Here is a 24,248-nt window from a genome sequence, read left to right as displayed (position 1 = left end):
CGGCCAATCGCGAGCTCAAGAATTGCGACTATCGGGCTGGATTCGGCACCGCTTGCAGTGTAACACGCCGTCCGAAGTCATTCTGTTGCCTCATTTCGGCAACAGGTAGCTGGACCACACGGCGCGAAGAAGCCGGTCCTGGGATCATTTGAGAGGAAGTGCACGATATGACGAGCCTGAACAGCAACGCGTACCGCCTGTCGGTCATGGCCGCTGGCGTGGTCGGCTTTCTGGGCGCACAACTTCCCACTGCTCTTGCGCAGCAGCAACAGCAGATTCCGCAGGGCTGGTTCAAAGCCTGCACCAAGCAGGAAGACGTCGACATCTGCAATGTCCAGAACATCACCACTGCCGGCAACGGCCAGCTCGTCACCGGCGTCAGCCTGATCGAATTGAAGGGCAAGGTGAACCGCAAGGTGTTCCAGGTGACGGTTCCGACCGGCCGACTGGTTCCTCCCGGCATTGGCCTCCAGATCGATGCCGGGAAGGCGCAGAAGCTCGATTATGTGATCTGCTTCCCTGACCGGTGCGTGGCGGAAGTGCCGCTGACCGACCAGCTCGTCGCCTCCTTCAAGAAGGGTTCGAACCTGACGCTCACCTCGGTCAATTTCCAGAACCAGCCGAACCCGATCAAGGTCGCGCTGACCGGCTTCAGCGGCGCCTTCGACGGACCGCCGCTGCAGCAGTCGGACATCGAGGATCGGCAGAAGAAGCTTCAGGATTTCGTTGCCAAGAACAATCAGGACTTCGCCAAGAAGCTCAAGGAAGAGCAGGACAAGGCGAAGACCGCCAACTGATCGCCCCTCAGGCGCAATTTCTAAGGAAAAAGCGGGATCATGCCCCGCTTTTTTTTCGTTTCGGCCAGCCATTTCGTGATCCCGGCCCGCAATCCCGTCACGTCAATGTCTTGACTGGCGTCTCGGCTCGTAGCGCCCGTCCGGCCTCTTGTCGAACATCTCACCGATCTCCGGATGCCGCACCGGTTCGCCAGACTGATCCTCGAGCAGGTTCTGCTCAGACACATAGGCGATGTATTCCGTTTCCGAATTCTCGGCGAGCAAATGGTAGAAGGGCTGGTCCTTGCGCGGCCGCACATCCGCTGGGATCGCCTCGTACCATTCGTCGGTGTTGGCGAATTGCGGGTCGACATCGAAAATGATGCCGCGGAACGGAAACAGCCGGTGCCGAACCACCTGCCCGATCGAGAATTTGGCTGTCTTCATCATCGTACTCACCACTAAGTCCTAGGAGCGCCGCGTCCTTGGAATGCGCAAAGACTCTCTAAGACTTTGAATTTACGCATTACGCTTCAAAAAATCGAGCCCCACTTAGGACTGATACCTGGCCCTACTTGACGCAGACGTTCAATGCCGCAGCGCTTGACGCCCCGTCACTACGGGCTAGCCCGAGGGCGTGCTACCGCCTGACTTGTTTCCTTAAGCCGCCGGCGAGTGCCGCAAAACCACTGCCGGGCCGCAGCCCCTCGCGCATGAAAAAGGCGCGAAGCGGCGCGAAGCCGCCGAGCACGCCGAGACCAGCGCTGCGCGCCATCTGTGCTGGCAGCATGTCCGAGAGCAGCGACTTGTTGAGCAGGTTGACCGCACTGCTGCGCGCCAGGATGTCGGGCCGGCGCTTGAAATCATAGGCTGCGAGTGCCTCGACGGCGCCGGGGTCAACCCTGTTTTCGCAAGTAATTCCAATCAGATCATCGATATCCCTGATACCAAGGTTGAGACCTTGCGCGCCGATCGGCGGAAACACATGGGCGGCTTCGCCGACAAGTGCCACCCGGTTATGCGCGAAGCACCGGGGCGTTACGCCGGAAAGCGGGTAGATCTGCCGGCCGGGTTCGACAGAAACCCGGCCCAGCATCGATTGCATCCGCTGTTCGATCCGCATCGAAAGCGTAGCATCGTCCAGTGCGGCGAGTTCTTTCGCCGTTGCCGGTTCTACTACCCAGACGAGGCTGGACCGGTTGCCGGGCAGGGGAACCTGGGTGAACGGACCGGTCTCGGTGTGGAATTCGGTCGAGGTGAAAGCGTGGTCGCTGCGATGAGCGAAATTGAGAACCAGTGCGGCCTGCGGATAGGACCGCGCGGATGTCGAGATGCCGGCAGCCTCGCGGGCCCGCGACAGACGGCCATCAGCAGCGACCGCCAGCGATGCTGCAACCTCGCTGCCGTCAGACAGGATCGCATGGGCATGATCGGCGTCGAGGCGCCAGGTCTCCACCATCGATTTTCGCCATTCGATGCCGGAATGCGCGACTACAGCCCCGGCAAGCGCGGGATTGAGAGCGCTGTTGGGTAAGTTCAGCCCGAACTGCTCCTCGCCGATTTCGCTGGCACGAAAAATGACCACCGGGCTGCGGATCAGCCGGCTGGTTGCATCGACGATGCGCATAACCTTCAGCGGTGCGGCTTTGGACCTCACCTCATCGAGGACGCCCAACCGTTCGAGGACATTCAGGGCTGGGTTCATCAAGGCCGTCGTTCGGCCGTCTTGGCCATTTGCCTCAGGTCCGACGAGCGTCACGGGAAAGCCGGCATCCGCAAAACCAAGCGCTGCGATCAGCCCTGCCGGGCCACTGCCGCCAACCAGTATCCGTGCTGTCTGCTGATGGTCCAAGTTCGCTTCCGGATTGTGATGCGAGGCGGTCGGTCCGGCCTGATAAGCATATAGGTCAGATCATACGGCTTGATCAACGCGGCGATTCGGCCCATTCGATTGCCATGATCGGCCAAGACCATGATTTCAGTCATCTCGACCGTGCCGGCCGTGCCACGGCGAGCATCTCGCGCAATCCTCGACTGGCGGTGAGCATCGTTCTGGGCGCAAGCGTCCTTCTGGCCTGGCTGCTTCTCGGCGCCATGGCGATTCGCGGCGCCGAAAGCCGGGTTCCGGGCATCGATGCACCCGGCGACACATTGATCAGATATCTTCCGCAGCTGCCGCTGCCGGATTTTCTTGAGCGCTTCTTCACCCTTTGTCTTGCACCTGCGCCGCTCGATGGGGGCGTCGGCGCGCAGGCCGGAGCGCTCGTCGTCATGTGGTTCCTGATGGCGGTCGCCACCATGCTGCCTTCGGCGGCGCCGATGATCCGCACCTATTGCGAGATCGCCGATACCGCGCGGATCAAGGGCGAAGCGGTCGTCCATCCGCTGGTCCTGGTCGCCGGTTACCTCAGCGTGTGGTTGGCTGCGTCGGCAGCGTTTGCGGCGCTGACGCTCATCGTTCACGCCTTCGCATCATCTGTGCAGATGCTCGATCCGGTGGTCGGAGCGACAGGAGCGGCTGCACTTTTGGGTGCCGGTCTTTACCAGTTCAGCGGTCTGAAGCAAGCCTGCCTGACGAAGTGCAAAAACCCGTTCTCGATCCTGTTTTCGAACTGGAGCGCGAGGTCCGGCCGGATTTTCCGGCTCGGCATGGAGCAGGGCGTCTGGTGTCTCGGCTGCTGCTGGGCGCTGATGCTGGTGATGTTCGCCGTCGGCGTGATGAACTTGTTTTGGATGGCGCTGATCGGCCTGTTCACCTTGATCGAAAAACAGACAGCGGGCAGGCTGCCAACCCGGATCGCCGGTGCGATACTGCTTGTCTGGGCAGCCGCCCTGCTAGTAGTCTCGGCATAGGGAGTGAATTCGATGGCAGATCAAGGCTGGGCAATGAAAGGAGAGCTGGTACTCTCCTGCAATTGCACAGTTTTTTGTCCTTGCGTGCTGTCTCTCGGCAGTCATCCGCCGACCGAGGGCTATTGTCAGACCTGGGCGGGGTTCCGCATCGATGCCGGCCATTTCGGCGAGGTCGAACTGTCCGGCCTCAACCTTGGGCTGGTCATGGAAATCCCCGGCTATATGAGCCGCGGCAACTGGACCGCCGGACTGTTCATCGACAAGCGCGCCTCAGTCCATGCGGTAAAGGCGCTGACCAGGATTTTCACCGGCAAGGCTGGCGGAACCACCTCGCTGCTCTCCATCCTGGTCGGAAAGTTCCTCGGCGTCGAGCAAGCGCCGATCACCTATGAGACGCGCGACAGGACGCGGATCTTCCAGATACCGAAGATCATCGACGGAGCGGTGACGCCGATCCCAGGCAAGGACCGCGACAGGGATACGGTGATCAGCAATTCGGAATACTGGATCGCACCGGAAATCATCGTCGCCCGGTCCGACAAGAGCAAGATGCGGGCCTTCGGCCGCAACTGGAATTTTGCCGGCCGCTCGGCCGAAATCTGCAAGCTGGACTGGCGGGGCCCGTGAGCAAAAAAACAACGGCCAGGAAAATCACGGACAGGATTCCGAGGCCAAAGAAGAAAGTCACGTGGCCGCAGGCGCGCGCGTTTTCGGTCCACCTGCTGACCGCGTCGGGCTCGTTCCTGGCGTTCCTGTCACTGGTGGCAGCGAGCGAGCAGCGCTGGACGGCGATGTTCTGGTGGCTGGGGCTGGCGCTGTTCGTCGACGGCATCGACGGGCCGATCGCCAGGAAACTCGAGGTCAAGGAAATCCTGCCGACATGGTCGGGCGAACTCCTCGACAACATCATCGACTACGTCACTTACGTGCTGATACCAGCCTTCGCGCTTTACCAGCGCGGCTTCATGGGTGAGGGCCTGTCGTTCCTGTCGGCGGCGATCATCGTCGTGTCGAGCGCGATCTACTATGCCGACACCGGAATGAAGACCAAGGAGAATTTTTTCAAGGGGTTTCCGGTAGTCTGGAACATGGTGGTGTTCACCCTTTTCGTCATCGATCCGGGACAATGGGTTTCCTTCGCCGTCGTCGTGGTGGCCGGCATTCTGACCTTTGTGCCAATCAATTTCATCCACCCGGTGCGGGTGGTACGGCTGCGTCCAATCAACCTTGGCATGACGCTGCTATGGTGCGCTTTTGGAGCGCTGGCGCTGGCGCAGGCAGCTCTTGCCGCCTTCTACGACCAGATCGGCGTCTTGGGCGAGCAGGTGAGTGTCTTCACCAAGATCGGCATCACGGTCACCGGACTTTACCTCGCATGCATCGGCGGTATCATGCAGCTCTTTCCAACGCTCGGCGCCAAGAAAACCTGATCCCAAGAGAGTTTGGTCCCAAGAGAGCCTCATCAATGTCCAAAGCAATACGCATCCACGCCAATGGCGGTCCGGAGGTTCTGACCTATGAGGACGCCGATCCGGGCCAACCCGGCTCGGGACAAATCCTGGTCAGACACACGGCGATCGGCCTCAATTTCATCGACGTCTATCATCGCTCCGGCCTTTATCCACCGCCAGGCGGTTTCCCGCTGATACCCGGCAGCGAGGCGGCCGGGGTGGTGGTGGAATTGGGCGCGGATCTCGACTGGCTGAAGCCGGGCGATCGCATCGCCTATGCCGTGACGACTGGCGCCTATGCCGAGCAGCGCGTGATCGCCGCCGACCGCGTGGTCAAGGTGCCGGACGGCATCAGCGACGAACAGGCGGCCGCCATGATGCTGAAAGGGATGACGGCGGAATATCTGCTGCGCCGTACCTTCAAGGTGAAGGCGGGCGACACGATTCTGTTTCACGCCGCGGCCGGCGGCGTCGGGCTGATCCTCGGCCAATGGGCCAAGCATCTTGGCGCGACCGTGATCGGCACCGCCAGCTCCGCCGACAAGATGGAGCTCGCCAAGGCGCATGGCTTCGACCACGTCATCAACTACCGCGAGCAGGACTTCGTCGCCGGCGTTCTCGCCATCACCGGCGGCAAGAAGTGCGACGTCGTCTATGATTCGGTAGGCAACGACACCTTTCCGGCCTCGCTCGACTGCCTGAAGCCGCTCGGCATGTTTGCCAGCTTCGGTCAATCGTCGGGGCCGGTCCCGCCGTTCAGCATGTCGTTGCTGGCGCAGAAAGGTTCGCTGTTCGCAACCCGTCCGACGCTGTTCGTCTACAACGCCAAGCGCGAAGATCTGGAGGCGTCCGCCGCCGCGTTGTTCGAAATCGTGCTCAGCGGGGCGGTCAAGATCAAGATCAACCAGCGCTACGCGCTCAAGGATGCCGGCAAGGCGCATTCCGACCTTGAAGGCCGCAGGACGACCGGGACAACCATTCTTATCCCCTGAGTCTTGCTATCCCTTGAGTTTCCGCTGAAATTCTTGAAGCTCTTTCAAGACGGGTGCCGCTTTGCGATGACAGCAGGCCGCGCATACGATGCCTGCGGGAACACAGAACATATCTGGCAAACCAGATGGGAGGCACTGTGAGTGCAAATCAGGACGGCGCAGACCTGCTTGAGGTTCGTGGCCTTACCAAAACGTTCGGCACGCTGACCGCGTGTGACCATATCGATCTCAACGTCGCAAAAGGCGAAATCCACGCGTTGCTCGGCGAGAACGGCGCCGGCAAGTCGACGCTCGTCAAAATGCTGTTCGGAACACTGGAGCCCAATTCGGGCGAGATTTTCTGGAACGGTCAGGCGGTCGCGATCACCAATCCCGGCTTTGCGAAGAAGCTCGGCATCGGCATGGTGTTCCAGCATTTTTCGCTGTTCGAGGCACTGACGGCGGCCGAGAACATCGCGCTGTCGCTGGACGACGGTTCGCCGATCAGCACGATTGCCGCGAAGGCGAGGGCGCTTTCCTACAGCTACGGCTTGCCGCTCGACCCGCAATCGCTGGTCGGCGACCTGTCGGTCGGTGAGCGCCAGCGTATAGAGATTATCCGCTGCCTTCTGCAGACGCCGCAGCTCATCATTCTCGACGAGCCGACTTCGGTGCTGACGCCGCAGGAAGCCGACAAGCTGTTCGAGACGCTCGAACGGTTGCGCTCGGAAGGAAAGTCCATCCTCTACATTTCGCACCGCCTTGAAGAGGTCAAGCGCATCTGCGACCGCGCCACCGTGCTGCGCCACGGCAAGGTGGTTGGCCATTGCAACCCGCGCAAGGAAACCGCGGCATCGCTGGCCCGCATGATGGTCGGCAACGACGTGCAGGCCGTGGTGCGCGCGCCGGTTCAGGGTATCGAGACGGCGCGGCCGCTGCTTGAAATTCGTGCGCTCAGCCGCCGGCCGGCAACGCCGTTCTCGATCCCGCTCAGGAACATCAACCTGACGGTACGCGCCGGCGAAGTGATTGGCATTGCAGGCGTTGCCGGCAACGGCCAGGGCGAGTTCTTCGAATCCGTTTCCGGCGAGGTGCCACAGCAGGATGCCGCCTCGGTGCGCATCCGCGGCAAGGATGCCGGCGGCCTCAGCATCACCGGCAGGCGGCTGATGGGCGCTGCCTTCGTGCCGGAAGAGCGGCTCGGCCACGGTACAGCCCCCCGCATGAAGCTTTCGGAAAACCTGCTTTTGTCGCGCCATGCCACCGACGGCAAGGTGTTTGTCGGCGCCGGCGGAATGGTCAAAAGCGATGCGATCTATGCCGCTGCCCAGCGCATCATCAAGGCGATGGATGTGCGCAAGAGCGCCCTGGATCCGGAGGCGGCAGCGCTTTCAGGCGGCAATCTGCAGAAATTCATCGTCGGCCGCGAACTCGACCGCAGCCCAAGCGTCATGGTCGTCAATCAGCCGACATGGGGCGTCGACGCCGGTGCCGCCGCCCACATTCGCCAGACGCTGATCGAATTGGCGCGCAGCGGCTCGGCAGTGCTGGTCATCAGTCAGGACCTCGACGAACTGTTCGAGATATCCGACGCGATCGCGGTGATGCACAATGGCGAATTGTCGAAGCCTTTGCCGATCGCTGAGGCCACGTTCGAAAAGATCGGACTGCTGATGGGCGGGGCCGAGCCAGGCCACGCCGAACACACTCTGGAGACGTCATGATGCGCCTCGAACTCGTCAAACGGCCGCAGCGCTCGATGCTGTTCTCGGCGCTGTCGCCCTTCATTGCATTCGTGTTGACAATCATCGCCGGCGCCATCCTGTTCGCACTGCTTGGCGTCAATCCTTTGAAGGCGTTCCAAATTTACTTCCTCGAGCCGGTCAGTCAGGTCTGGCAGCTGCATGAGCTGGCGATCAAGGCGGCACCGCTCATCCTGATCGGGGTCGGCCTGTCGGTTTGCTACAGGGCCAACATCTGGAACATCGGCGCGGAAGGCCAATTCATCCTGGGCGGCATCGTCGGCTCGAGCATTCCGGTGCTGTTTCCCCAGTTTGAAGGCCCGCTGGTGCTGCCGCTGATGCTGCTGTTCGGCATGGTTGGCGGTGCCGCCTACGCCGCCATTCCCGCCTTGCTCAAGACGCGCTTCAACACCAACGAGATCCTGACCAGCCTGATGCTGGTCTATGTCGCGCAGCTGTTCCTCGACTGGCTGGTGCGTGGGCCGTGGCGTGATCCGAAGGGTTTCAATTTCCCGCAGACGATACAGTTCAACGACTCGGCCATATTGCCGGAACTGATGCCGGCCTCCGGCCGTGCCAATTGGGGTTTCGTGTTCGCGCTGGTCGCGGCGGTGCTGGTCTGGATCCTGATGAGCCGCATGCTGAAAGGCTTTGAGGTTCGCGTGCTCGGCTCAAGCCCCAGGGCAGGGCGCTTCGCCGGCTTCGGTATCAACCGGATGGTGTTCTTCGCCTTCATGCTGTCGGGTGCACTGGCCGGGCTTGCCGGCATCTCGGAAGTCTCCGGAGCCATCGGCCAGCTGCAGCCGGTGATCTCGCCCGGCTACGGTTTTGCCGCCATCATCGTGGCGTTCCTCGGCCGGCTCAATCCGCTCGGCATCGTCGCTGCTGGCCTGGTGCTGGCACTGACCTATCTCGGCGGCGAGGCGGTGCAAAGCGCGCTCGGCATCTCCGACAAGGTGGCGCGCGTGTTCCAGGGCATGCTCCTGTTCTTCGTGCTCGGCTGCGACACGCTCATTCACTACCGCATTCGCTTGATCGGTTTTGCCGCGCCGAAGCTTGAATCCGCGCCGAAGCTGGAGGAGGCCCGCTGATGGACATCACCGTCAACATTCTTTTGACCATCGCAACCGCGGCGACGCCGTTGCTGATCGCGGCGATCGGCGAGCTGGTGGTCGAACGTTCCGGCGTGCTCAATCTCGGTGTCGAAGGCATGATGATCATGGGGGCGGTCGGCGGTTTCGGCGCCGGCTATCTCACCGGATCGCCGTGGATCGGGTTGTTGGCGGCGATCGCCTTGGGTGCGGTGTTTTCGCTGCTGTTCGCTGTCATGACGTTGTCGCTGGCCACAAACCAGGTGGCGACCGGCCTGTCGCTGACATTGCTCGGCCTCGGGCTTTCCGGCATGATGGGCACCAGCTTTGTCGGCCAGCCCGGCGCGAGGCTGCCAAACCTCGACATTCCCGGCCTGACAGCGATCCCCGTCATCGGCAGGTTGTTGTTCGGCCAGGACCCGATCTTCTACATCTCGATTGCATTGACCGCCGCCGTCATGTGGTTCCTGTTCAAGACCCGCACCGGGCTCACGCTGCGCTCGATCGGCGACAGCCACACATCGGCCCATGCCCTTGGCATCCAGGTCATCCGCTACCGCTATCTGGCGGTGATCTTCGGCGGCGCCTGTGCAGGCCTTGCCGGGGGCCACCTGTCGCTGGTCTATACGCCGCAATGGGTGGAGAACATGAGCGCCGGGCGCGGCTGGATCGCACTGGCGCTGGTCGTGTTCGCATCATGGCGGCCATGGCGGGTGCTGGCTGGCGCCTATATCTTCGGCGCGGTATGGATCGGCCAGCTTCATGCACAGGCTTTTGGCATTCCGGTTCCCTCGCAACTGCTTTCTTCGTTGCCCTATCTGGCAACCATCGTGGTTCTCGTTCTAATCTCGCGCAACAAGCGTTTGACGATGATGAACACACCGGCTTCCTTGGGGCAGCCATTCGTTCCAGATCGTTGACAATAACAAACGGGAAGCTCCAAGGCTTAACTCAGAGAGGTAACACGATGAAAAAACTGCTTATTGCGCTGATGGCCGCGGCGGCAGCATTGTCGCTGGCAGCGACCGCCGAAGCGCAGGAAAAACTGAAAGCCTGTTGGGTCTATACCGGCCCGATCGGCGATTTCGGCTATTCCTACCAGCATGACCAGGGCCGCCTGGACGTAGAGAAGGCACTCGGCGACAAGGTCGAGACCGCATATCTGGAGAACGTCTCCGAGGGTCCCGATGCCGATCGTGCCTTCGAGCGCCTGGCGCGCGAAGGATGCAAGATCATTTTCGGCACGTCCTTCGGCTTCATGGACCCCGAAGTAAAGGTCGCCAAGAAGTTCCCCGACGTGATGTTCGAACACGCGACCGGCTACAAGACGGCCGAAAACCTCGGCATCTACAACGCACGTTTCTACGAAGGCCGCTACATCCTCGGCCAGATCGCCGCCAAGCAATCGAAGTCGGGCGTCGCGGGCTACATCGTTTCGTTCCCGATTCCTGAGGTGGTGATGGGCATTAATTCCTTCATGCTCGGTGCCCAGTCAATCAAGCCAGATTTCAAGGCGAAAATCGTCTGGGTAAATTCATGGTTCGATCCGGGCAAGGAAGCCGATGCCGCCAAGGCTCTGTTCGACCAGGGCGCCGACATCATCGTCCAGCACACCGACTCGACCGCTCCCCTGCAAGTCGCCGAAGAGCGCGGCCTACAGGGCTTCGGCCAGTCTTCGGACATGATCAAGTTCGCTCCCAAGGCACAGTTGACCTCGATCGTCGACGATTGGGGGCCGTATTATATCGGCCGGGTGAAGGCTGCACTCGACGGCACCTGGAAGCCCGGCAATGTCTGGCTGGGCATCAAGGACGGCGCCGTTAAGATGGCCCCTTACACCAACATGCCCGACGACGTGAAGGCGATGGCGGAAGCCACCGAGAAGAAGATTATCGACGGATGGAATCCTTTCACCGGGCCGATTGCCAAGCAGGACGGAACGCCGTGGCTGAAGGACGGCGAAGTCGCCGACGACGCCACGCTGCTCGGCATGAACTTCTATGTCAAGGGCGTCGACGACAAGCTGCCGCAGTAAGCGCAAGCCTTGGCTCGGCCGGCTTTCGCCGGAACAGGAGAGGGCGCCTTTGGGCGCCCTCTTTTCATCTGCAGAGCTTCGAAGGTTTACCTGCCCGGCTTGCGAATCCCACTCACGAAAGTTCAGCGGGCGACTATCGTGTGAACGCCCGTAGGCAGCCTGATACGATCCGATGTGGGAGCGAGCGCCGGGCGCCCATCCGTAGTGATCTGCCATATCTCGACGGCGCCGCCAAGCGGCGCTTCCTCATTGCGGTAACGGTTCACGCCAACGAAGAGCTTTTGTCCCGTGCGATCAAAAGCGAGTCCTTGCGGCAGCACGCCTGCGAGCGGCCATTCGCCGTGCGGCGATAGCCGTCCTGTTTCAGGGTCCAGCTGATAGAGGCTGAGCGACGCGTGCTCCGTCCAGTCGCGCGAGCCATCTGGCTTACCGGTGCCGCGAAGATTGGACGTGACAAGAAAGCGGCCGTCGGGGCTGAAGGCGATCGTCTCGGCGCCCCAGCCACCAAGCGCGATGTGAGGCACGGTGTGCCTTGCTGCGTCGCCCGTCGTCCCGACATCGGCAAGCCGGACTGTGGTGAGGATGCCCTCCTGAACGCCATAGAAACCAGCCGTATCGATTCCCCATTGAACATCGGAGGTGATGTAGTAGCGGCCGTCCGGCGAAAAGCTGCCGACAAACGGGAACTTGTTCGTCTGGATGCGATTGCCCCAGGGACGAATAGCAGAAACTGCTCCGTCCTCTCCGCGCAGCACCTCGTAGAAGGCAACCTGACCACGGTCGACGAGATTGACCCCGACATACCGGCCGCTTGGATGCCACTGCACCCAGGTCGCTTTCAATGGAATGAAACCCGTTGAGGGCTCAAGACCGAGACCGAAGCTGGATGCTTGGCCGAACCGACCCTCTCTGACCGGAACGAAAGTGAGTTCGTGTTCGGCGTCGGCAGTAATTGCGGCGATGAGATCGCCAGCAGGATTGAGATGGATCGCCTGCGGCTGGATTCCGATCCTCACGCTGTCGACCACCGCCGAGTGGCCGCCATCGAACTGGAGCGATCGGATCGTGTCGCCTTGCTGCAACTCGTCGAGGCGGGTCGCCCGTTCGGAGCGTTGACGGAAGGTTTCGGCGACGAAAACGAACTGGCCATCCAGGGAGACGTCTAGTGCTCCGGGCGGCCCATAGGTCGAATTCGAAACCTCCGTCATCGCAACAGGGCGAGACCGCTCTGTCGGCGAGGTGATGATGGACAGCGTATCCCGATTGTGAGGATCTGGAGGCCCGAGCTCGCCCGTCTCGTAGACGGTCGGCACCATATCGACATCCGACAACGCAAAGACGATCCCTCCGCGACTTTCGGCCGGCTGAGCGCTTGAGAGGTTCGGCATCAGGAATAGAAGAATAGCAGCGAGAGAACAGCGTCGCATGGATTGTCTCCATATCGATTGAAGGCGCCTATTTTCGGGGTTCGCTTTCAGTCGTCAATCGATATTTGACATCTCAATATTCCTCTCAGTAATAAGAGTTCGGAGGTCCAGCATGAATCTGGCTTCGATCGATCTGAACCTGCTTGTCGCCTTCGACGCTCTGCTCAGTGAAGGCAGCGTGAGCGCGGCAGCAGCCCGTATCGGGCTCAGCCAGCCAGCGATGAGCAAGCGCCTCGCCCATCTGCGTCGGCTCTTCGCCGATGATCTCTTCGTCCGTCATGCCGATGGCGTGCGGCCGACCGAAAAGGCGCTCGACCTCGCCGATCCGATCCGGGCCGCGCTACGGCAGATCCAGGATGCGCTGGGAGGGTTCGGCCAGTTCTCGCCGGAGCGATCGGGTCGCATCTTCAGGATCGCGACCACCGATCACATCGCGGCGACTTTAATGCCCAGACTGATGCCGGTGCTCCGTTCAGCGGCGCCGAGAATTTCGATCGTCCTGCGCAGCCTACACCGACAGGAAATCGTCGATTGTCTCGAGAAGGGCTCGATAGACCTTGCGATCACTATCCTGCCCGATGCGCCGACAACGATCAAACGTGCATCACTCTTCCACGTGAACTGGCTATCGATCGTCTCGGCAGAGCATCCTGAGATCCGCGACGCGATGACGCTCGAACTCTTTCTGAAGTATCCGCACTTGCTGGTCACTCATGTCGGCGATCTGAAGGGCTACATTGATCGCCTTCTGGACGACCGCGGTCTGAAACGGACCGTCGCAATGAGCCTGCCTTATGCGCTCGCCGTGCCGGCGATCATCGCCCAGACGGACATGATCTGCACCTTGTCGGCAAACGTGATCCGGCTGACGAATTGGCCGCGCGTGCGCTCTTTTCCGCTGCCCTTCGACTACTTCGGTTATCAGGAAACTCTGCTATGGCATCGGAGGAACGACAGCGACTCCGGTCACGCCTGGCTCAGGCGGATGCTTATCCGTGCAAGCGAAACAGTCACGTCCTAGAGCGCTTTGCGTTTTGGTCGAACCAAAACCGCGCTCTAACTCTCTATTTTAAAGCATTTTGTCGGACGCCAAACGAAGACGTTTGGCTGCAAAATGCTCTAGCAGAAAGGGTCTTCGCCCCGCCGGCGATCAGACCGCCGAACCGTAGAGATCGTAGGCGTCGGCGCGGTCGATCTTGACGGTGACGATGTCGCCGGCGCGCAACGGGCGGCGCGACTGGATATGCACCGAGCCGTCGATTTCGGGCGCGTCGTATTTGGTGCGGCCCTTCGCCGAGGTGCCATGCGCCTCGTCGATCAGGACAGGCAGGCGTTTGCCGACTTTCCTGGCGAGCTGCGTCGCCGAGATCTTCTGCTGGCGCTGCATGAAGCGGTGCCAACGCGCTTCCTTGATCTCCCGCGGTATCTGTTCGAGGCCGAGATCATTGGAGCGGGCGCCCCTGACAGGCTCGTATTTGAAACAGCCGGCGCGATCGATTTTCGCTTCGTCCAGCCAGTCGAGCAGCATTTCGAAATCGTCGTCGGTCTCGCCGGGGAAGCCGACGATGAAGGTGGAGCGGATCGCCAGATCCGGACAGATTTCGCGCCAGCCGCGAATGCGGTCGAGAGTCTTTTCGCCATGGGCAGGCCGGCGCATGTTCTTCAGCACCTGCGGCGAGGCGTGCTGGAACGGAATGTCCAGGTAGGGAAGGATCTTTCCTTCGGCCATCAGCGGGATGACATCGGCGACATGCGGGTAGGGGTAGACATAGTGCATGCGTACCCAAACGCCGAGCTTGCCGAGTTCCTCCGACAGATCGAGGAATTTCGCCCGCACTTCGCGATCGCCGAACATGCTCGTCTGGTATTTGATGTCGATGCCATAGGCACTGGTGTCCTGCGAAATGACCAGTATCTCCTTAACGCCGGCCTTGGCCAGTTTCTCGGCTTCGCGCAGAACGTCGGCCGCCGGTCGCGAGACGAGGTCGCCGCGCAGCGCCGGAATGATGCAGAAGGTGCAGCGATTGTTGCAGCCTTCCGAAATCTTGAGATAGGCATAGTGGCGCGGCGTGAGCTTGACGCCTTGCGGCGGCAAAAGGTCGATGTAGGGATCGTGGCTCGGGGGTGCTGCCTCATGCACCGCAGCCATCACGCTCTCATAGGCCTGCGGACCGGTGATGGCGAGAACGTTGGGGTGTTTCTCGCGGATTACGTCAGGTTCGGCGCCTAGACAGCCGGTGACGATGACCCTGCCGTTCTCCGAAAGGGCGGAGCCGATGGCATTGAGCGATTCATCACGAGCCGAATCGAGAAAGCCGCAGGTGTTGACGACGACCAGATCGGCGCCGTCATGTTTGCGCGCAATCTCGTAGCCTTCGGCGCGCAGGCGCGTGATGATGCGCTCCGAGTCCACGAGGGCTTTCGGGCATCCAAGGCTTACGAAACTGACGCGAGGGGCAGACATGTGCGGTTTCCAATGGACGCGGGCCGGAAACCCTAAGGCCCGGCCCGGAAGTCTCGATACATGTTGATCTTTAGAACTTTCGCAGAAGCTCAATTTGCACGGCGCAATAGCATAGTTCCGCAATCAAGCAAACCGGGGAATGGCTTGGCGCCGCTCGGCGGGCCTGCGCTGCTAAAGGGTCATGTTCAATGACCGCCCGGTCCGAACCACGGCGCCAGGAACGCAAACTGTTCGGGGAACTGCTGCACGGCACCATCCAGAAGCATCTTCACGGCGACGTAGAGAATGATCACGAGGCCGATATAAGCAATCCAGCGGTACTTATGCAGGAGGCGTGCGACAAACGAAGCGGCGAAGCCCATCAGCGCAATCGACAGCGCCAAGCCGATGATCAGGACCGTCGGATGGTCCATTGCCGCGCCTGCGACTGCAAGGACGTTATCGAGAGACATCGAAACGTCGGCAATGACGATCTGCCAGGCTGCCTGAGCAAAGGTCTTGCGCGGCCCTTTGCCGCCGATCGTCCCGCTCTTGTCGTAATCGACATTCGACAACGATTCCGTCGCGTCATGTTCCTGCTCGTGGCTGACACGGAGTTCGCGCCACATCTTCCAGCACACCCAAAGCAGCAGCAGGCCGCCGGCTATGAGAAGAATGGGGCCAATTGTGAGGAGCCACTGGGTGATTAGTGCGAAGAAGATGCGAAGCACGGTGGCCGCCGCAATGCCGACGAGAATCGCCTTCTTGCGCTGGTCCGACGGCAGGCCTGCCGCGGCAAGGCCGATGACGATGGCATTGTCGCCGGCAAGCACAAGGTCGATGGCGATGACCTGGAGCAGAGCCGCGAGGCCAGAGGCGGTAAAAATTTCCATCAGCTGGAATTTCCTTGCTTGGTCGCCAATCGTTCGCGTGGGGTGCCCGAACGCCTAACGTGTATGGTTCCCGCGCGTCAAGAGATGGCTTGAGAACAAGGCCGGCAAACCGCCTGATCTGCCGTGATCAAGATGACCCCGAAACCAGAACGCAAATGGCGCCCCTGCAAGGAAATCTGTCGAAACTGCTCATGCCAAGCAGTCCCTGCAGGCATCGGGATAGTAAAAATGATGTCATGCGGCAATCGTGCGGAACGTCGGCTGGATGGCGCGAGCGGCGCATGCACCGAGGTCGCGACTCCGCTCACGACCGCTCCACGATTGGTGGAATCCTCGACAATTGCCCAGTTCCGCCTGGCGTCGCAACCATGCGATGCAGGGCTTGATCGAGAACGACAGCACGGGTTGAAGCACGCCGCCACCGCGATAGATTTCGGGGACCGAAGAGTACGATGCCTTAGAAAGTGTTCCTCACAGGAGAGGCTCGTGACGTCTGACGACAACACACCCGTCCTTTCCGGGGCGATCGGGGAGTACCGCGAGTTCGATCCTCCGGCCGCACTCGAAAGGCATTTCCTGTGTGTCTGGTCCAATACATTGCGCCCGGACGCGGGGAGCTTATCGGCCGTGGTCCCCGACGGTTGCGTCGACATCACCTGGATCGACGGCGATCTGGTCGTAGCGGGCCCCGACGTGGCCGTTGCCCTCTCTACGCTGACACCCGGCTCTACTGTGATCGGCACCCGCTTCCGACCGGGTGCGGCAAGCCGGTGGCTCGGGCTGCCGATGTCGGAGATCGTCGGCGGCCGGGTGGGGCTCAGCCAGTTCTGGGGGGCGCCGGCGCGCGAAATCGCCCAGAGAATTGGCGATGCATCCTCCACGGCGGAGCGGATGCGGGCGATGCAAGCGGCGCTCTCCAGGCTTGCGCCCGATGTCAAGCCGCCGCCTCCGGACATGGGATTTGCCTTCAACTCGCTGAAAACGGAATCCGCCGGTCCGGGCATGGCGGTGATCCTCGATCGACTCGACGTCAGCCCGCGAACCCTTCGCCGCCGCTGCCAGGAGGCTTTCGGCTATGGTCCGAAGACGCTCGACCGCATTCTCCGCTTCCAGCGGTTTTTGAACCTGGCGCGGCAGTCCGCCAAGCCGCGCCTTGTCGATCTTGCGTTCGAGGCGGGCTATTCGGACCAGGCGCATCTCACGCGCGAGGTGCGGCGCCTGTCGGGGTTCTCGCCCGCAACGGTTCTGCGACAGCTCGGCGCCTGAACTGGCCGTTTCGTTCAATACGCCACCGCCAACTCCCCCTAGTCTGCCTTCGTTGAAAGGAGGCAGATATGACGATCTACAAATCCCGCATCATCACCGTGTCCATCGACCGGGACTGGCGCGAAGTCTACGACTTCGCCTCCACCCCGGAGAATTTCCAGCGCTGGGCGGCAGGCCTCGGCCGGCGCTTCGAAAGATCGGGCGAGGAATGGACCGCGGAGGACCCCGACGGCCGGCCCATCCGCATCCGTTTCTCCCGGCCCAATGAATTCGGTGTCCTCGATCACATCGTCTTTGCCGATGGCAAGGAAACCCGCAATGCGGTGCGCGTGGTTCCTAACGGAACCGGCGCGGAGGTCATGTTCGTGCTCCTGAGGATGCCGGACATGACGGAGGAGATCTTCGCTGCCGACGCCGCGGCGGTAGAGCGCGACCTCAACACCCTGAAGGCAATGCTCGAACGCTGAGCTTCCCAAGATCAGGAAAGGAGAAGATCATGGCCAAATCCAGCAACGACAAGCGCATCGACTATGTCGAGTTTTCCGTCGGTGTCATCGCGCGCTCGCGCGACTTCTATGGCAAGGCCTTCGGCTGGTCCTTTAAGGACTACGGGCCGAGCTATTGCGAGTTCAACGACGGCCGCCTGACCGGCGGCTTCGCCCTCGGTGGCCAGAGCAAGGCGGCAGGCGGGCCGCTGGTGATCCTCTATGCCGACGACCTTGACGAGACCCAGCGCCACGTCGAGGAGGCCGGTGGGAAGATCGTCAAGCCCGCCTATTCCTTCCCCGGCGGCCGCCGCTTTCACTTTTCCGACCCGGACGGCTACGAGCTGGCCGTGTGGTCGGGCAAGTGAGATAGCGGAAGGGGGCGCCGAACCGAGCCCGGCGCCTCTTCGAATGGTTTTGGGCGGGCCGTCGGGGCTTAATGCCGCTCTTGGCGCCAGGAGCGGATATTGAATACTGACTGGGCGAGCTACCAAGGATTCGATTGCGCGGCTGGTATCTCTGTGCTGAACCACCTTAGAGATGCCAGCGCTGCTGTTGTAACAAAATTATTGTCCGATGGCGTAGCTCGCATCGTATAAGGCTGGCCTGAGGACCATCGCATACCGCACGAAGCATGACGGAACCGACACGAACGACAGTACGGCAAAGGCTGTATGCTTTTTTGATTGCAGGCCTGGGCGGGCTGGCCGCATCGGCAATCTCGTTTTCGATGACGCTCTACGAAGCTGCCCATCCGCCAAAGGTGCCCGTCGTGCAAGCAGGCCAGCAGATCGATACCGGTCGCTGGTTCGTAACCTTGCGAACGGCACGTGTCGGAACAGTGCCGCCGACAGGCGTTCCTCCGTCGCAGCCGGTGCAGCTTCTGATGGTGGATCTGGACGTGGTGAACCGTTCCGCCACTCCAAACAACGTGCTCTATCGCACCGTGACGCTCAGCGCGCCGGCGCAAAAGCTGCCGATGCCAACGGTTTATCTCGATCGCGACAAGTATCTGGCGGGATATTTCAATCCCAACATGCCGGAACGCCTGACCATGGCCTGGGAGTGGCCGGCCGATGTGCCCGTGCCGGACAAGGTGACGATCACCGTTACCGGCCAAATCTACAAGCTGCGCGACAATCTCTACGGCGAAAGCGGGTGGTACGACCGAGATCCCGTTGCGACGGTCGATCTGCCGGTGGAAAAGGCGCTATGATGCGCATGGTGCGTTCGGTGCTTGCGCTGCTGTTCGCTGCCGCCGTGCTCTACGGCATGCAGCATTCGCGTCCGCTCTACAGCGACATTACATCGCCGATAGTCTCTTCGGGCGGCATGAACAAGCGTGTCCAGGCTAGCGCGTTCGCGCTTTCGCTGGACAGCGCCAGGGTCGCGCGTATCCTCAACGTCGAGACCTTCGGGAAGTCAAAGACCTACACAAGTTCCGGCGTATGGGTTGTGGTCGAAGGCGAGGCGGAGGCGAAATTCGAGACCTTGCGTCTCACATCGGGTGAGTGGCTGAGCGGCAGCGGCATCCGTTATGTCCTGACCGACCGGCTGCCGGCGACGATCGAAATGATGCCGGGCGATGCCTATCAGCCCGGCCTGCCACGCCGCGTCCTTCTGGTGTTCGAAGTGCCGGAAGAAGCCGTCGCCGGCGGGACCGTAGTGGTCGCACGCACAAAATTGCTGCCGCTCGACGATGAGATCCGCATCACCACGGATGTTTCCGGCAAAGACATCGAGCCCGCAATTACCATCCGCCGCAACGAAGAAAGGCCGCCATGGAAAGTTCTCCCGCAAAGGTGATGTCAACGCGGCGAGGTTATCGGCTGAGCATGACGGCGCTGGTGGTTGCGCTGCCTGCCGCGCTAGTCGTGCAGACGTGGGGAAGCATCAAGGACTGGCGCTCCCAATTTTTGCGCCAGCCGCTATCTGCGACCTTGGGGCAACCGATCGACTATGCCGGCGCAAGCTGGACCGTGACGCGCATCACCAGACTGGCAGGCAGTGAGGGAAACGCCGTCGTCCTCGCCGAATTCGAAGCTCTCGCAGCTGACCCGAAGGCGCTCGGCGCCGTTCCATGCAAGGTGCGGCTTTCCGACGGAAGCGGTCGCGAATGGCAGCCAACCCTATTTGCCGATCCGATGGTCAGGAAGCAATATCCGGAGGCCCAGCAACGGTCCCTGTGTGGCGGCATGGCGTTCGCGGCGGCCGAGCCCGGCAAGCCGGCACGGATGGCTGCCAGCTTTTCGATTCCGCCTGCGGCGAGCAGCCTCACGCTATCGATTGGCCTCTACTCGGCGCTACCGAATCATCTCAGCGTCAGCGAGCCGCGGACCTGACGCCACGTGCTTCGCCAGCCATGACGACTGCAGTCTCGAGCACGGCTGCAAGCAGCGCGACTCGGACTGCGTCGAGCAGGATTCCTCCGTCGAGTTCGCTTGGGCTGCCGATGAACAGGCTGATGGTGTCGGCGAAGATCTGCCAAGTTGCGAGATCATGCGCTCCGATCAGTCTTGTCAGGCCATACCACATCCAGGCGCCGATCCAGGAGATGGCCTGATAGGCGATGACGAAGGTGACAAGCGTCGCAAGGCCGGCACTGAGCGTCAGCTTGAGACAAGTCCAGACCGGCGAATAGCGGCTGCGGTAGCCGCCAACGAAGTGCGTCGCGAAATCCTTCAGCCACTTTTGCCATGAGGTCGTGCGCGATAGCGCAGGACCGGGAGCGGCCGGCGCGGAAAGCTCATAGCCGTTGATGATCGCCGCCATCACCAGCCAGACAATCGGCAGCAACGCGAAAAAGAAAAGATTCTGAAGCTGCTCTCCGAAGGGAAGCGGCCGGAATTCCACCGGGACGAACTGGCCGGCGGCAGCCGCCGAAGTTACCGGCGCAAACAAATCGAGGCTGAGCTGCAGCGCCGCGCCTGCGCCAAGCCAGCGGATGAACTGGTCTTTCCATACGCCGAGCGCGTAGAGACCGATGAAGACCCAAGCTGCGTCCGTCGCCACGATCAGCAGCCGCCAGTAGGGGTGAGAGGCGCGCGCATTCAGTCGCTTGGCGGCAAAACGCACCAGCCAGCAAATGACGATCGACAGTACCACGCCGCTTGACTGAAGAATGGCGAAGATGTCGACGCTCTTGCCGAGTTCGGCTTGGGCCAGCGCCATGCGCGAATATTCGCGAACCGTATCGCCAAGAAAGCCCCAGGCGGCGTAATAGGCGAAGAAAGGCAGGATCGCAGCGGCGGTAATCGCCAGGATCGGCTCGCGTTTTGTTTCGTCCACTCCCTTTTTTGCTTGTTTCCTCAGTGCCGCCACCGCCGGCATATGCGGCCGGAGCACCACGAACATCATGACCAGCACCGTCAGCTTGGCGAGAATCACCAGCGACAGCATGACCATTCCGCCCAGCGGGAATTGGAGGCCGATCGTCACGGCGCCCTGTAGCAGCAGATCATGAGCGATCACACCGAGGCAGCCGACCAGCAATAGCTGCGGCCAGCACTGGACAAGCAACCGCGTGGTTACTGCAAGAGGCCGGTATATGTCGTCAATCGTCGTGGTCATCGCGTCGGGTGACTTTTGTGCTCCGGTCCGGACTTAAGATATTGTTTCGCCAGACGATCCCCCAAATCCAAAAGGAGGGGTTGCATTGGCGGAGGGAGAGGACCTGAAATCCAACCTTCTCCACGGATCTGCGATCACCTTCGTAGTTGGGGTGTTCGGCTGATGCTGTTCATTTGACCTGTTCAATCTGCGGACCTGGGTCGACTGGCGGAGCCGGCGTGCACTGCCGGCTCCGGCGCTTCTTCGTGGTTAGGCGGATCAAGCTCATCCTCAGCGCATCCTACTAGTCACGTCGCCCCGGCATTAGTTCCGAGGCAGATAGCGTCCTCGTAGGATTTTGGGGACGCGGAGTACTGGTTTGCTCGCGCCAATGTCGCGTAGATAGCGCAAGCTTGAGGGCGCTACCAGGCCCTAGGTCCGCTCGCGGAACTCTGCCCCGTTTCCAGGCGTCGGACGCCGATCGTCGGGTGGAATCTGGATGACCTCCGCCTCTGTGCGGCCAAACTCCCGGCCGATTTGAAATGCCGCATACAGCGCGCCAAGACCGATTAGGAATCGAAGCATTTGAGATCTCCTTCGGCGGTAGAACTACACGGCCGGCAGTTAGCTCCACAGGGGCGGAACCACAACGTTCAACATTCGTTGCCACTGACCTTGGGCCAAGGAGGACGCAACAGATGGCGGACAAGAGGACGAGCGACACGAGCCGAGTTAAGAAGGGTGCAGAACTTGAAGTTGAGCACCTGGCGGAGGTGACAGAGGTAACGCCCAAACAGGCGCGGGCATTGCTTCGCAAGCACGGCGCGGACTGGCAGCGGCTGAGGGACGAAGCTGAAGATTTGAAGAATGACGACTAGTCGGGTCGATCTCCGGCCGGCGCGATTCAGGCGTAGCCTCGCCTGACTGGGGACCTACTTGCGCACAAGCCAGTCCAGCGCGGCTGACTCGACATGCTCGTGGCGGGAATCCTTAACCGGGCGGACCGTCGGGACACCGCTTCGATCAAAGCGACGTTGAATCATATTCGGCACGCCGCGCCTGATCTGGTCGCATCCACCGACGAGCTAATGAGGCTGTTATAGAGGCAGCTACTGCCCTAGGCTGTCCGTGGCTTCCGATGGGGGCGAGCAGTAGCCGTTCGTTAGCTTGAGCGCCGGTTATCCTCGCCCCGCTACCATTTGTGCGCGGCCCAAATAACCTGTTGATCCTCCCACGCAAAGTGCCAACAAATGGGCGCTTGTGGCTTATGGCCGGGGGGCGCCTCAGGTGAATGCTAAGACGAATTGTGAGCGCGAAGCCGTGGACCTTGTCCATCAGGCCATCCACAAGATCGCCTACGGTGGCACGGTCTCTGTCAAGGCCATTGTAGCACCGGTTCGCCAAAATGGCCCTCATCTCGAATGCACGGACAGGCGCTGATCGAGCTTATCGTGACGGCAGCTCCGGCGTTCGGACGCGCGGTAGCATTCGACCTCCACGAATGATGCTGCAGCAAACATTTCGTCCCTTTGCGGAACTCTTCAGCAATCAAAGAGTTGCGCACCAAAGGTGATCGTTATGGCAACTCACGACAAAGACCGTGCCTTCCGAGAGTTGATCAGATCGGAAGACTACCGACGCAAGCTTCGAGATCTGCTAAGATTGGACGGCGAACAGACTTTGCCACCGAGGCTTCTTGCGTTGGCGGTGGAGCTTCAGGAGGAGCTTGAGCGGCGAGGGATAGACGCGCCGACGAGAACCCCTAGTCCACCAGCTACCAATCTCAGCCGTCCATATCCAGTGGCTCATGTTCCGGCTGCGCGTGCCACGCTGCCTGGCGCCGATCGCGCATGTCGAAAACTTGGCCACAGACCGGACAGGGGTTGAAATGATCCGCCTCGCATTTGCCCTGCCGCTTGCCGATTACGGGCGGCAGGTCAATATCCGAGAGTGCCACTGCCGGACTTCGTCTTCGAAGCGCCGCAATGACCTCCGTTAGCACCGCACGGCTGGCCCCATGCCGCCGGATCAGCTCGCGCACTTGGTCGGACCGGACGCCGTTTTCCTTGGCGAAGCGGTGAATTTCTAGATCATTCCCAGGCGACAGTTGACCACGGTCTTGATCGGGCATCCTCGTCATAGTCGGACAGCTCTCGTTCATGACTCCATTCTCTTGGCCTCACGCTCCAGCGTGGCCCGTTCGTTGCCGTGGCGGCGGATCAATTCCCTGACCTGCTCCGGTGTAATGCCGTTCGACTTGGCGAAATGATCGACCTCGTAGACTTCGTCGGCGGAAACCCGATTGCGGTCGAGGAAATCGCGCTTTGTTTTGTCGTCGGCCATTGATCGTCCTCCTGTTGGCCAAGCGAAACCGCGGAATTGGCCAGAAGGTTCCCGTAATTCGGGTGCTTTAAAGAAACATTCGGCCTCGCTCTGCGTTCGGCTCTATGGAGCTGCCCTATGAGCGAGGATGATAGTAAGCGAAGGCCGGATAGCGGGTCTGCCGTCGAGACTTTGGCCCGGCAATTGGCCAGGCAAACAGGCATCTCGGAGTCTGATGCTCGGGTGTTGATCGAACTGATCGGCACCAATTGGAATTCATTGTTGCGTGAGGCCCGGCTGTTGAAATCGCGGCGTTGACACTAGGTGCCGAACGGACACGCTTGTGGCCGGCGTCCCTTGGGGGCGTTGGGGTAGATTGCCTGGTAGAGACACCGGCCGAGCGGATTGGGGTCCGCCGCAAGAGACAATTTCAGCAAGAGCTTCCATTCGGCAACCAGGATCGCGGAGCACGCTAAACAATTCGTTGATCAACGGCTTGCGATTAGCCTTGCACCGCGCAATTTTCGTGGCAGGGGCCATGATTACCGAGACTGACGCACCCTAGGCGCGGGCTCGTGCGATACTGTTTCGACATCTACCGTGACTAGGCCGGCTCCTTCGATCCGGACCGTCACCTTGCCGTTCTCGTCATCGACCCGAGTGACAAAGCCGGTGATCTCGACCTTCTGGCCGGCCCTTGTTCTCTTCGGTGTGTCGATCGAAAAGGGAAAGTTGTAAGAGGGTATGCTCACGCTCGACATGCCGTTGTCCAGCACCTTCAGGATTGTCACGGTGAGCGTGACTTCGTCGCCGATCTTGACCGCCATGGCCTAGGGCTCCATTTCCAGCCGATCGTGCACGTCGGATAGTTTCGTCATGCTACTAAACATTCAATTTTGCTAAAATGTTCCGGAACCGATTGCCCGCCCTGCGGCTTGAGTCGC

Annotated in this window: 26 protein-coding genes and 1 pseudogene; 18 read left to right on the top strand and 9 right to left on the bottom strand. The window is 60.9% G+C overall.

What is annotated here, in order from left to right:
• The first annotated feature begins 167 nt into the window (after positions 1-167).
• A complete protein-coding gene (locus ACWTU7_RS19595) occupies positions 168-797 on the top strand; it encodes an invasion associated locus B family protein (RefSeq protein WP_029352485.1) in 630 nt (209 codons plus the stop codon).
• Between the two features lie 102 nt (positions 798-899).
• Here ACWTU7_RS19595 and hspQ read toward each other — a convergent pair whose 3' ends face one another.
• Both hspQ and ACWTU7_RS19585 read right to left on the bottom strand, forming a co-directional pair.
• Positions 900-1,223, bottom strand: coding sequence for a heat shock protein HspQ (hspQ, locus tag ACWTU7_RS19590; protein WP_029352484.1), 324 nt, complete (start codon positions 1,221-1,223; stop codon positions 900-902).
• 193 nt (positions 1,224-1,416) lie between these two features.
• On the bottom strand, positions 1,417-2,628 hold the full coding sequence (locus tag ACWTU7_RS19585) for a UbiH/UbiF family hydroxylase (protein ID WP_455839819.1): 1,212 nt from the start codon (positions 2,626-2,628) through the stop codon (positions 1,417-1,419).
• A 104-nt stretch (positions 2,629-2,732) separates the two neighbouring features.
• On the opposite strand from ACWTU7_RS19585, the gene ACWTU7_RS19580 reads away from it, so the two are divergent.
• The 8 genes from ACWTU7_RS19580 to ACWTU7_RS19545 all read left to right on the top strand — a co-directional run bounded on the left by ACWTU7_RS19580 (position 2,733) and on the right by ACWTU7_RS19545 (position 10,919).
• On the top strand, positions 2,733-3,629 hold the full coding sequence (locus ACWTU7_RS19580; protein ID WP_455839820.1) for a DUF2182 domain-containing protein: 897 nt from the start codon (positions 2,733-2,735) through the stop codon (positions 3,627-3,629).
• 12 nt (positions 3,630-3,641) lie between these two features.
• Positions 3,642-4,256 (top strand): DUF1326 domain-containing protein, encoded by a 615-nt coding sequence (locus tag ACWTU7_RS19575; protein ID WP_455839821.1) that lies wholly within the window; start codon positions 3,642-3,644, stop codon positions 4,254-4,256.
• Positions 4,257-4,291: 35 nt separating this feature from the next.
• Complete coding sequence (gene pcsA, locus ACWTU7_RS19570; protein ID WP_246684285.1) at positions 4,292-5,059, top strand: phosphatidylcholine synthase; 768 nt, start codon at positions 4,292-4,294, stop codon at positions 5,057-5,059.
• Positions 5,060-5,094: 35 nt separating this feature from the next.
• The gene (locus ACWTU7_RS19565) at positions 5,095-6,072 is read left to right on the top strand and encodes a quinone oxidoreductase family protein (RefSeq protein ID WP_455839822.1); all 978 of its coding nucleotides are present in this window, start codon (positions 5,095-5,097) and stop codon (positions 6,070-6,072) included.
• A gap of 125 nt (positions 6,073-6,197) precedes the next feature.
• Positions 6,198-7,775 (top strand): ABC transporter ATP-binding protein, encoded by a 1,578-nt coding sequence (locus ACWTU7_RS19560; RefSeq protein ID WP_455839823.1) that lies wholly within the window; start codon positions 6,198-6,200, stop codon positions 7,773-7,775.
• Positions 7,772-8,884, top strand: coding sequence for an ABC transporter permease (locus tag ACWTU7_RS19555; RefSeq protein WP_065010037.1), 1,113 nt, complete (start codon positions 7,772-7,774; stop codon positions 8,882-8,884). Before ACWTU7_RS19560 ends, ACWTU7_RS19555 begins: the two co-directional genes overlap by 4 nt.
• A complete protein-coding gene (locus tag ACWTU7_RS19550) occupies positions 8,884-9,804 on the top strand; it encodes an ABC transporter permease (RefSeq protein ID WP_455839824.1) in 921 nt (306 codons plus the stop codon). Before ACWTU7_RS19555 ends, ACWTU7_RS19550 begins: the two co-directional genes overlap by 1 nt.
• A gap of 47 nt (positions 9,805-9,851) precedes the next feature.
• Positions 9,852-10,919: a BMP family ABC transporter substrate-binding protein gene (locus ACWTU7_RS19545; protein WP_127210089.1), complete on the top strand. Its 1,068-nt coding sequence runs from the start codon at positions 9,852-9,854 to the stop codon at positions 10,917-10,919.
• A gap of 122 nt (positions 10,920-11,041) precedes the next feature.
• On the opposite strand, the gene ACWTU7_RS19540 is transcribed toward ACWTU7_RS19545, so the two are convergent.
• Positions 11,042-12,346, bottom strand: a complete 1,305-nt coding sequence (locus ACWTU7_RS19540; protein ID WP_455839825.1) for a beta-propeller fold lactonase family protein — start codon at positions 12,344-12,346, stop codon at positions 11,042-11,044.
• A gap of 112 nt (positions 12,347-12,458) precedes the next feature.
• Between ACWTU7_RS19540 and ACWTU7_RS19535 the strand changes: the two are divergent.
• Positions 12,459-12,596: pseudogene (locus tag ACWTU7_RS19535) on the top strand (helix-turn-helix domain-containing protein); the annotation flags it as partial.
• Positions 12,597-12,635: 39 nt separating this feature from the next.
• Positions 12,636-13,367, top strand: a complete 732-nt coding sequence (locus ACWTU7_RS19530) for a LysR substrate-binding domain-containing protein (protein WP_455839846.1) — start codon at positions 12,636-12,638, stop codon at positions 13,365-13,367.
• Positions 13,368-13,496: 129 nt separating this feature from the next.
• Here the strand turns inward: ACWTU7_RS19530 and rimO are convergent, their stop codons facing one another.
• Both rimO and ACWTU7_RS19520 read right to left on the bottom strand, forming a co-directional pair.
• Entirely contained in the window at positions 13,497-14,810 is a 1,314-nt protein-coding gene (gene rimO, locus ACWTU7_RS19525) for a 30S ribosomal protein S12 methylthiotransferase RimO (RefSeq protein ID WP_065010042.1), read from the bottom strand.
• 185 nt (positions 14,811-14,995) lie between these two features.
• The gene (locus tag ACWTU7_RS19520) at positions 14,996-15,682 is read right to left on the bottom strand and encodes a TerC family protein (RefSeq protein ID WP_029352456.1); all 687 of its coding nucleotides are present in this window, start codon (positions 15,680-15,682) and stop codon (positions 14,996-14,998) included.
• A gap of 486 nt (positions 15,683-16,168) precedes the next feature.
• On the opposite strand from ACWTU7_RS19520, the gene ACWTU7_RS19515 reads away from it, so the two are divergent.
• From ACWTU7_RS19515 to ACWTU7_RS19490, 6 genes are all read left to right on the top strand, one after another.
• Positions 16,169-16,948, top strand: a complete 780-nt coding sequence (locus ACWTU7_RS19515) for a DUF6597 domain-containing transcriptional factor (RefSeq protein WP_455839826.1) — start codon at positions 16,169-16,171, stop codon at positions 16,946-16,948.
• Between the two features lie 68 nt (positions 16,949-17,016).
• Positions 17,017-17,415, top strand: a complete 399-nt coding sequence (locus ACWTU7_RS19510) for an SRPBCC family protein (protein WP_455839827.1) — start codon at positions 17,017-17,019, stop codon at positions 17,413-17,415.
• A 29-nt stretch (positions 17,416-17,444) separates the two neighbouring features.
• The gene (locus ACWTU7_RS19505) at positions 17,445-17,801 is read left to right on the top strand and encodes a VOC family protein (protein ID WP_455839828.1); all 357 of its coding nucleotides are present in this window, start codon (positions 17,445-17,447) and stop codon (positions 17,799-17,801) included.
• Positions 17,802-18,115: 314 nt separating this feature from the next.
• On the top strand, positions 18,116-18,649 hold the full coding sequence (locus ACWTU7_RS19500; protein WP_455839829.1) for a hypothetical protein: 534 nt from the start codon (positions 18,116-18,118) through the stop codon (positions 18,647-18,649).
• Positions 18,646-19,239 (top strand): hypothetical protein, encoded by a 594-nt coding sequence (locus ACWTU7_RS19495; RefSeq protein ID WP_455839830.1) that lies wholly within the window; start codon positions 18,646-18,648, stop codon positions 19,237-19,239. Before ACWTU7_RS19500 ends, ACWTU7_RS19495 begins: the two co-directional genes overlap by 4 nt.
• Positions 19,240-19,268: 29 nt before the next feature.
• Positions 19,269-19,775: a hypothetical protein gene (locus tag ACWTU7_RS19490; RefSeq protein ID WP_095520578.1), complete on the top strand. Its 507-nt coding sequence runs from the start codon at positions 19,269-19,271 to the stop codon at positions 19,773-19,775.
• Here ACWTU7_RS19490 and ACWTU7_RS19485 read toward each other — a convergent pair.
• Positions 19,756-21,003 (bottom strand): hypothetical protein, encoded by a 1,248-nt coding sequence (locus tag ACWTU7_RS19485; protein ID WP_455839831.1) that lies wholly within the window; start codon positions 21,001-21,003, stop codon positions 19,756-19,758. The two genes, ACWTU7_RS19490 and ACWTU7_RS19485, sit on opposite strands and share 20 nt — an antisense overlap.
• A 677-nt stretch (positions 21,004-21,680) precedes the next feature.
• Between ACWTU7_RS19485 and ACWTU7_RS19480 the strand changes: the two genes are divergently transcribed.
• Positions 21,681-21,860, top strand: coding sequence for a DUF3606 domain-containing protein (locus tag ACWTU7_RS19480; RefSeq protein ID WP_029352431.1), 180 nt, complete (start codon positions 21,681-21,683; stop codon positions 21,858-21,860).
• 905 nt (positions 21,861-22,765) lie between these two features.
• Here ACWTU7_RS19480 and ACWTU7_RS19475 read toward each other — a convergent pair.
• From ACWTU7_RS19475 to ACWTU7_RS19465, 3 genes are all read right to left on the bottom strand, one after another.
• Positions 22,766-23,143, bottom strand: a complete 378-nt coding sequence (locus ACWTU7_RS19475) for a hypothetical protein (protein ID WP_455839832.1) — start codon at positions 23,141-23,143, stop codon at positions 22,766-22,768.
• Positions 23,140-23,325, bottom strand: a complete 186-nt coding sequence (locus ACWTU7_RS19470) for a DUF3606 domain-containing protein (RefSeq protein ID WP_455839833.1) — start codon at positions 23,323-23,325, stop codon at positions 23,140-23,142. The genes ACWTU7_RS19475 and ACWTU7_RS19470 overlap by 4 nt, the downstream gene beginning before the upstream one ends.
• 521 nt (positions 23,326-23,846) lie before the next feature.
• Entirely contained in the window at positions 23,847-24,131 is a 285-nt protein-coding gene (locus ACWTU7_RS19465) for a hypothetical protein (protein ID WP_029352425.1), read from the bottom strand.
• Between the last annotated feature and the right edge of the window lie 117 nt (positions 24,132-24,248).

Source organism: Mesorhizobium sp. BHscii (genome assembly GCF_053848065.1).
The sequence above is the reverse complement of the archived record's forward strand: the minus strand, read 5'-3'. Positions and strand labels throughout refer to the sequence as shown.

Coding starts and splice junctions, on each gene's coding strand:
- hspQ (WP_029352484.1), bottom strand. CDS start 1,223: ATGAAGACAGCCAAATTCTCGATCGGGCAGGTGGTTCGGCACCGGCTG.
- ACWTU7_RS19575 (WP_455839821.1), top strand. CDS start 3,642: ATGGCAGATCAAGGCTGGGCAATGAAAGGAGAGCTGGTACTCTCCTGC.
- ACWTU7_RS19510 (WP_455839827.1), top strand. CDS start 17,017: ATGACGATCTACAAATCCCGCATCATCACCGTGTCCATCGACCGGGAC.
- ACWTU7_RS19490 (WP_095520578.1), top strand. CDS start 19,269: ATGACGGCGCTGGTGGTTGCGCTGCCTGCCGCGCTAGTCGTGCAGACG.
- ACWTU7_RS19465 (WP_029352425.1), bottom strand. CDS start 24,131: ATGGCGGTCAAGATCGGCGACGAAGTCACGCTCACCGTGACAATCCTG.
- ACWTU7_RS19470 (WP_455839833.1), bottom strand. CDS start 23,325: ATGGCCGACGACAAAACAAAGCGCGATTTCCTCGACCGCAATCGGGTT.
- ACWTU7_RS19540 (WP_455839825.1), bottom strand. CDS start 12,346: ATGCGACGCTGTTCTCTCGCTGCTATTCTTCTATTCCTGATGCCGAAC.
- ACWTU7_RS19505 (WP_455839828.1), top strand. CDS start 17,445: ATGGCCAAATCCAGCAACGACAAGCGCATCGACTATGTCGAGTTTTCC.
- ACWTU7_RS19560 (WP_455839823.1), top strand. CDS start 6,198: ATGGGAGGCACTGTGAGTGCAAATCAGGACGGCGCAGACCTGCTTGAG.
- ACWTU7_RS19495 (WP_455839830.1), top strand. CDS start 18,646: ATGATGCGCATGGTGCGTTCGGTGCTTGCGCTGCTGTTCGCTGCCGCC.
- ACWTU7_RS19555 (WP_065010037.1), top strand. CDS start 7,772: ATGATGCGCCTCGAACTCGTCAAACGGCCGCAGCGCTCGATGCTGTTC.
- ACWTU7_RS19595 (WP_029352485.1), top strand. CDS start 168: ATGACGAGCCTGAACAGCAACGCGTACCGCCTGTCGGTCATGGCCGCT.
- ACWTU7_RS19475 (WP_455839832.1), bottom strand. CDS start 23,143: ATGAACGAGAGCTGTCCGACTATGACGAGGATGCCCGATCAAGACCGT.
- ACWTU7_RS19480 (WP_029352431.1), top strand. CDS start 21,681: ATGGCGGACAAGAGGACGAGCGACACGAGCCGAGTTAAGAAGGGTGCA.
- ACWTU7_RS19485 (WP_455839831.1), bottom strand. CDS start 21,003: ATGACCACGACGATTGACGACATATACCGGCCTCTTGCAGTAACCACG.
- ACWTU7_RS19520 (WP_029352456.1), bottom strand. CDS start 15,682: ATGGAAATTTTTACCGCCTCTGGCCTCGCGGCTCTGCTCCAGGTCATC.
- ACWTU7_RS19580 (WP_455839820.1), top strand. CDS start 2,733: ATGATCGGCCAAGACCATGATTTCAGTCATCTCGACCGTGCCGGCCGT.
- ACWTU7_RS19565 (WP_455839822.1), top strand. CDS start 5,095: ATGTCCAAAGCAATACGCATCCACGCCAATGGCGGTCCGGAGGTTCTG.
- ACWTU7_RS19550 (WP_455839824.1), top strand. CDS start 8,884: ATGGACATCACCGTCAACATTCTTTTGACCATCGCAACCGCGGCGACG.
- ACWTU7_RS19545 (WP_127210089.1), top strand. CDS start 9,852: ATGAAAAAACTGCTTATTGCGCTGATGGCCGCGGCGGCAGCATTGTCG.
- rimO (WP_065010042.1), bottom strand. CDS start 14,810: ATGTCTGCCCCTCGCGTCAGTTTCGTAAGCCTTGGATGCCCGAAAGCC.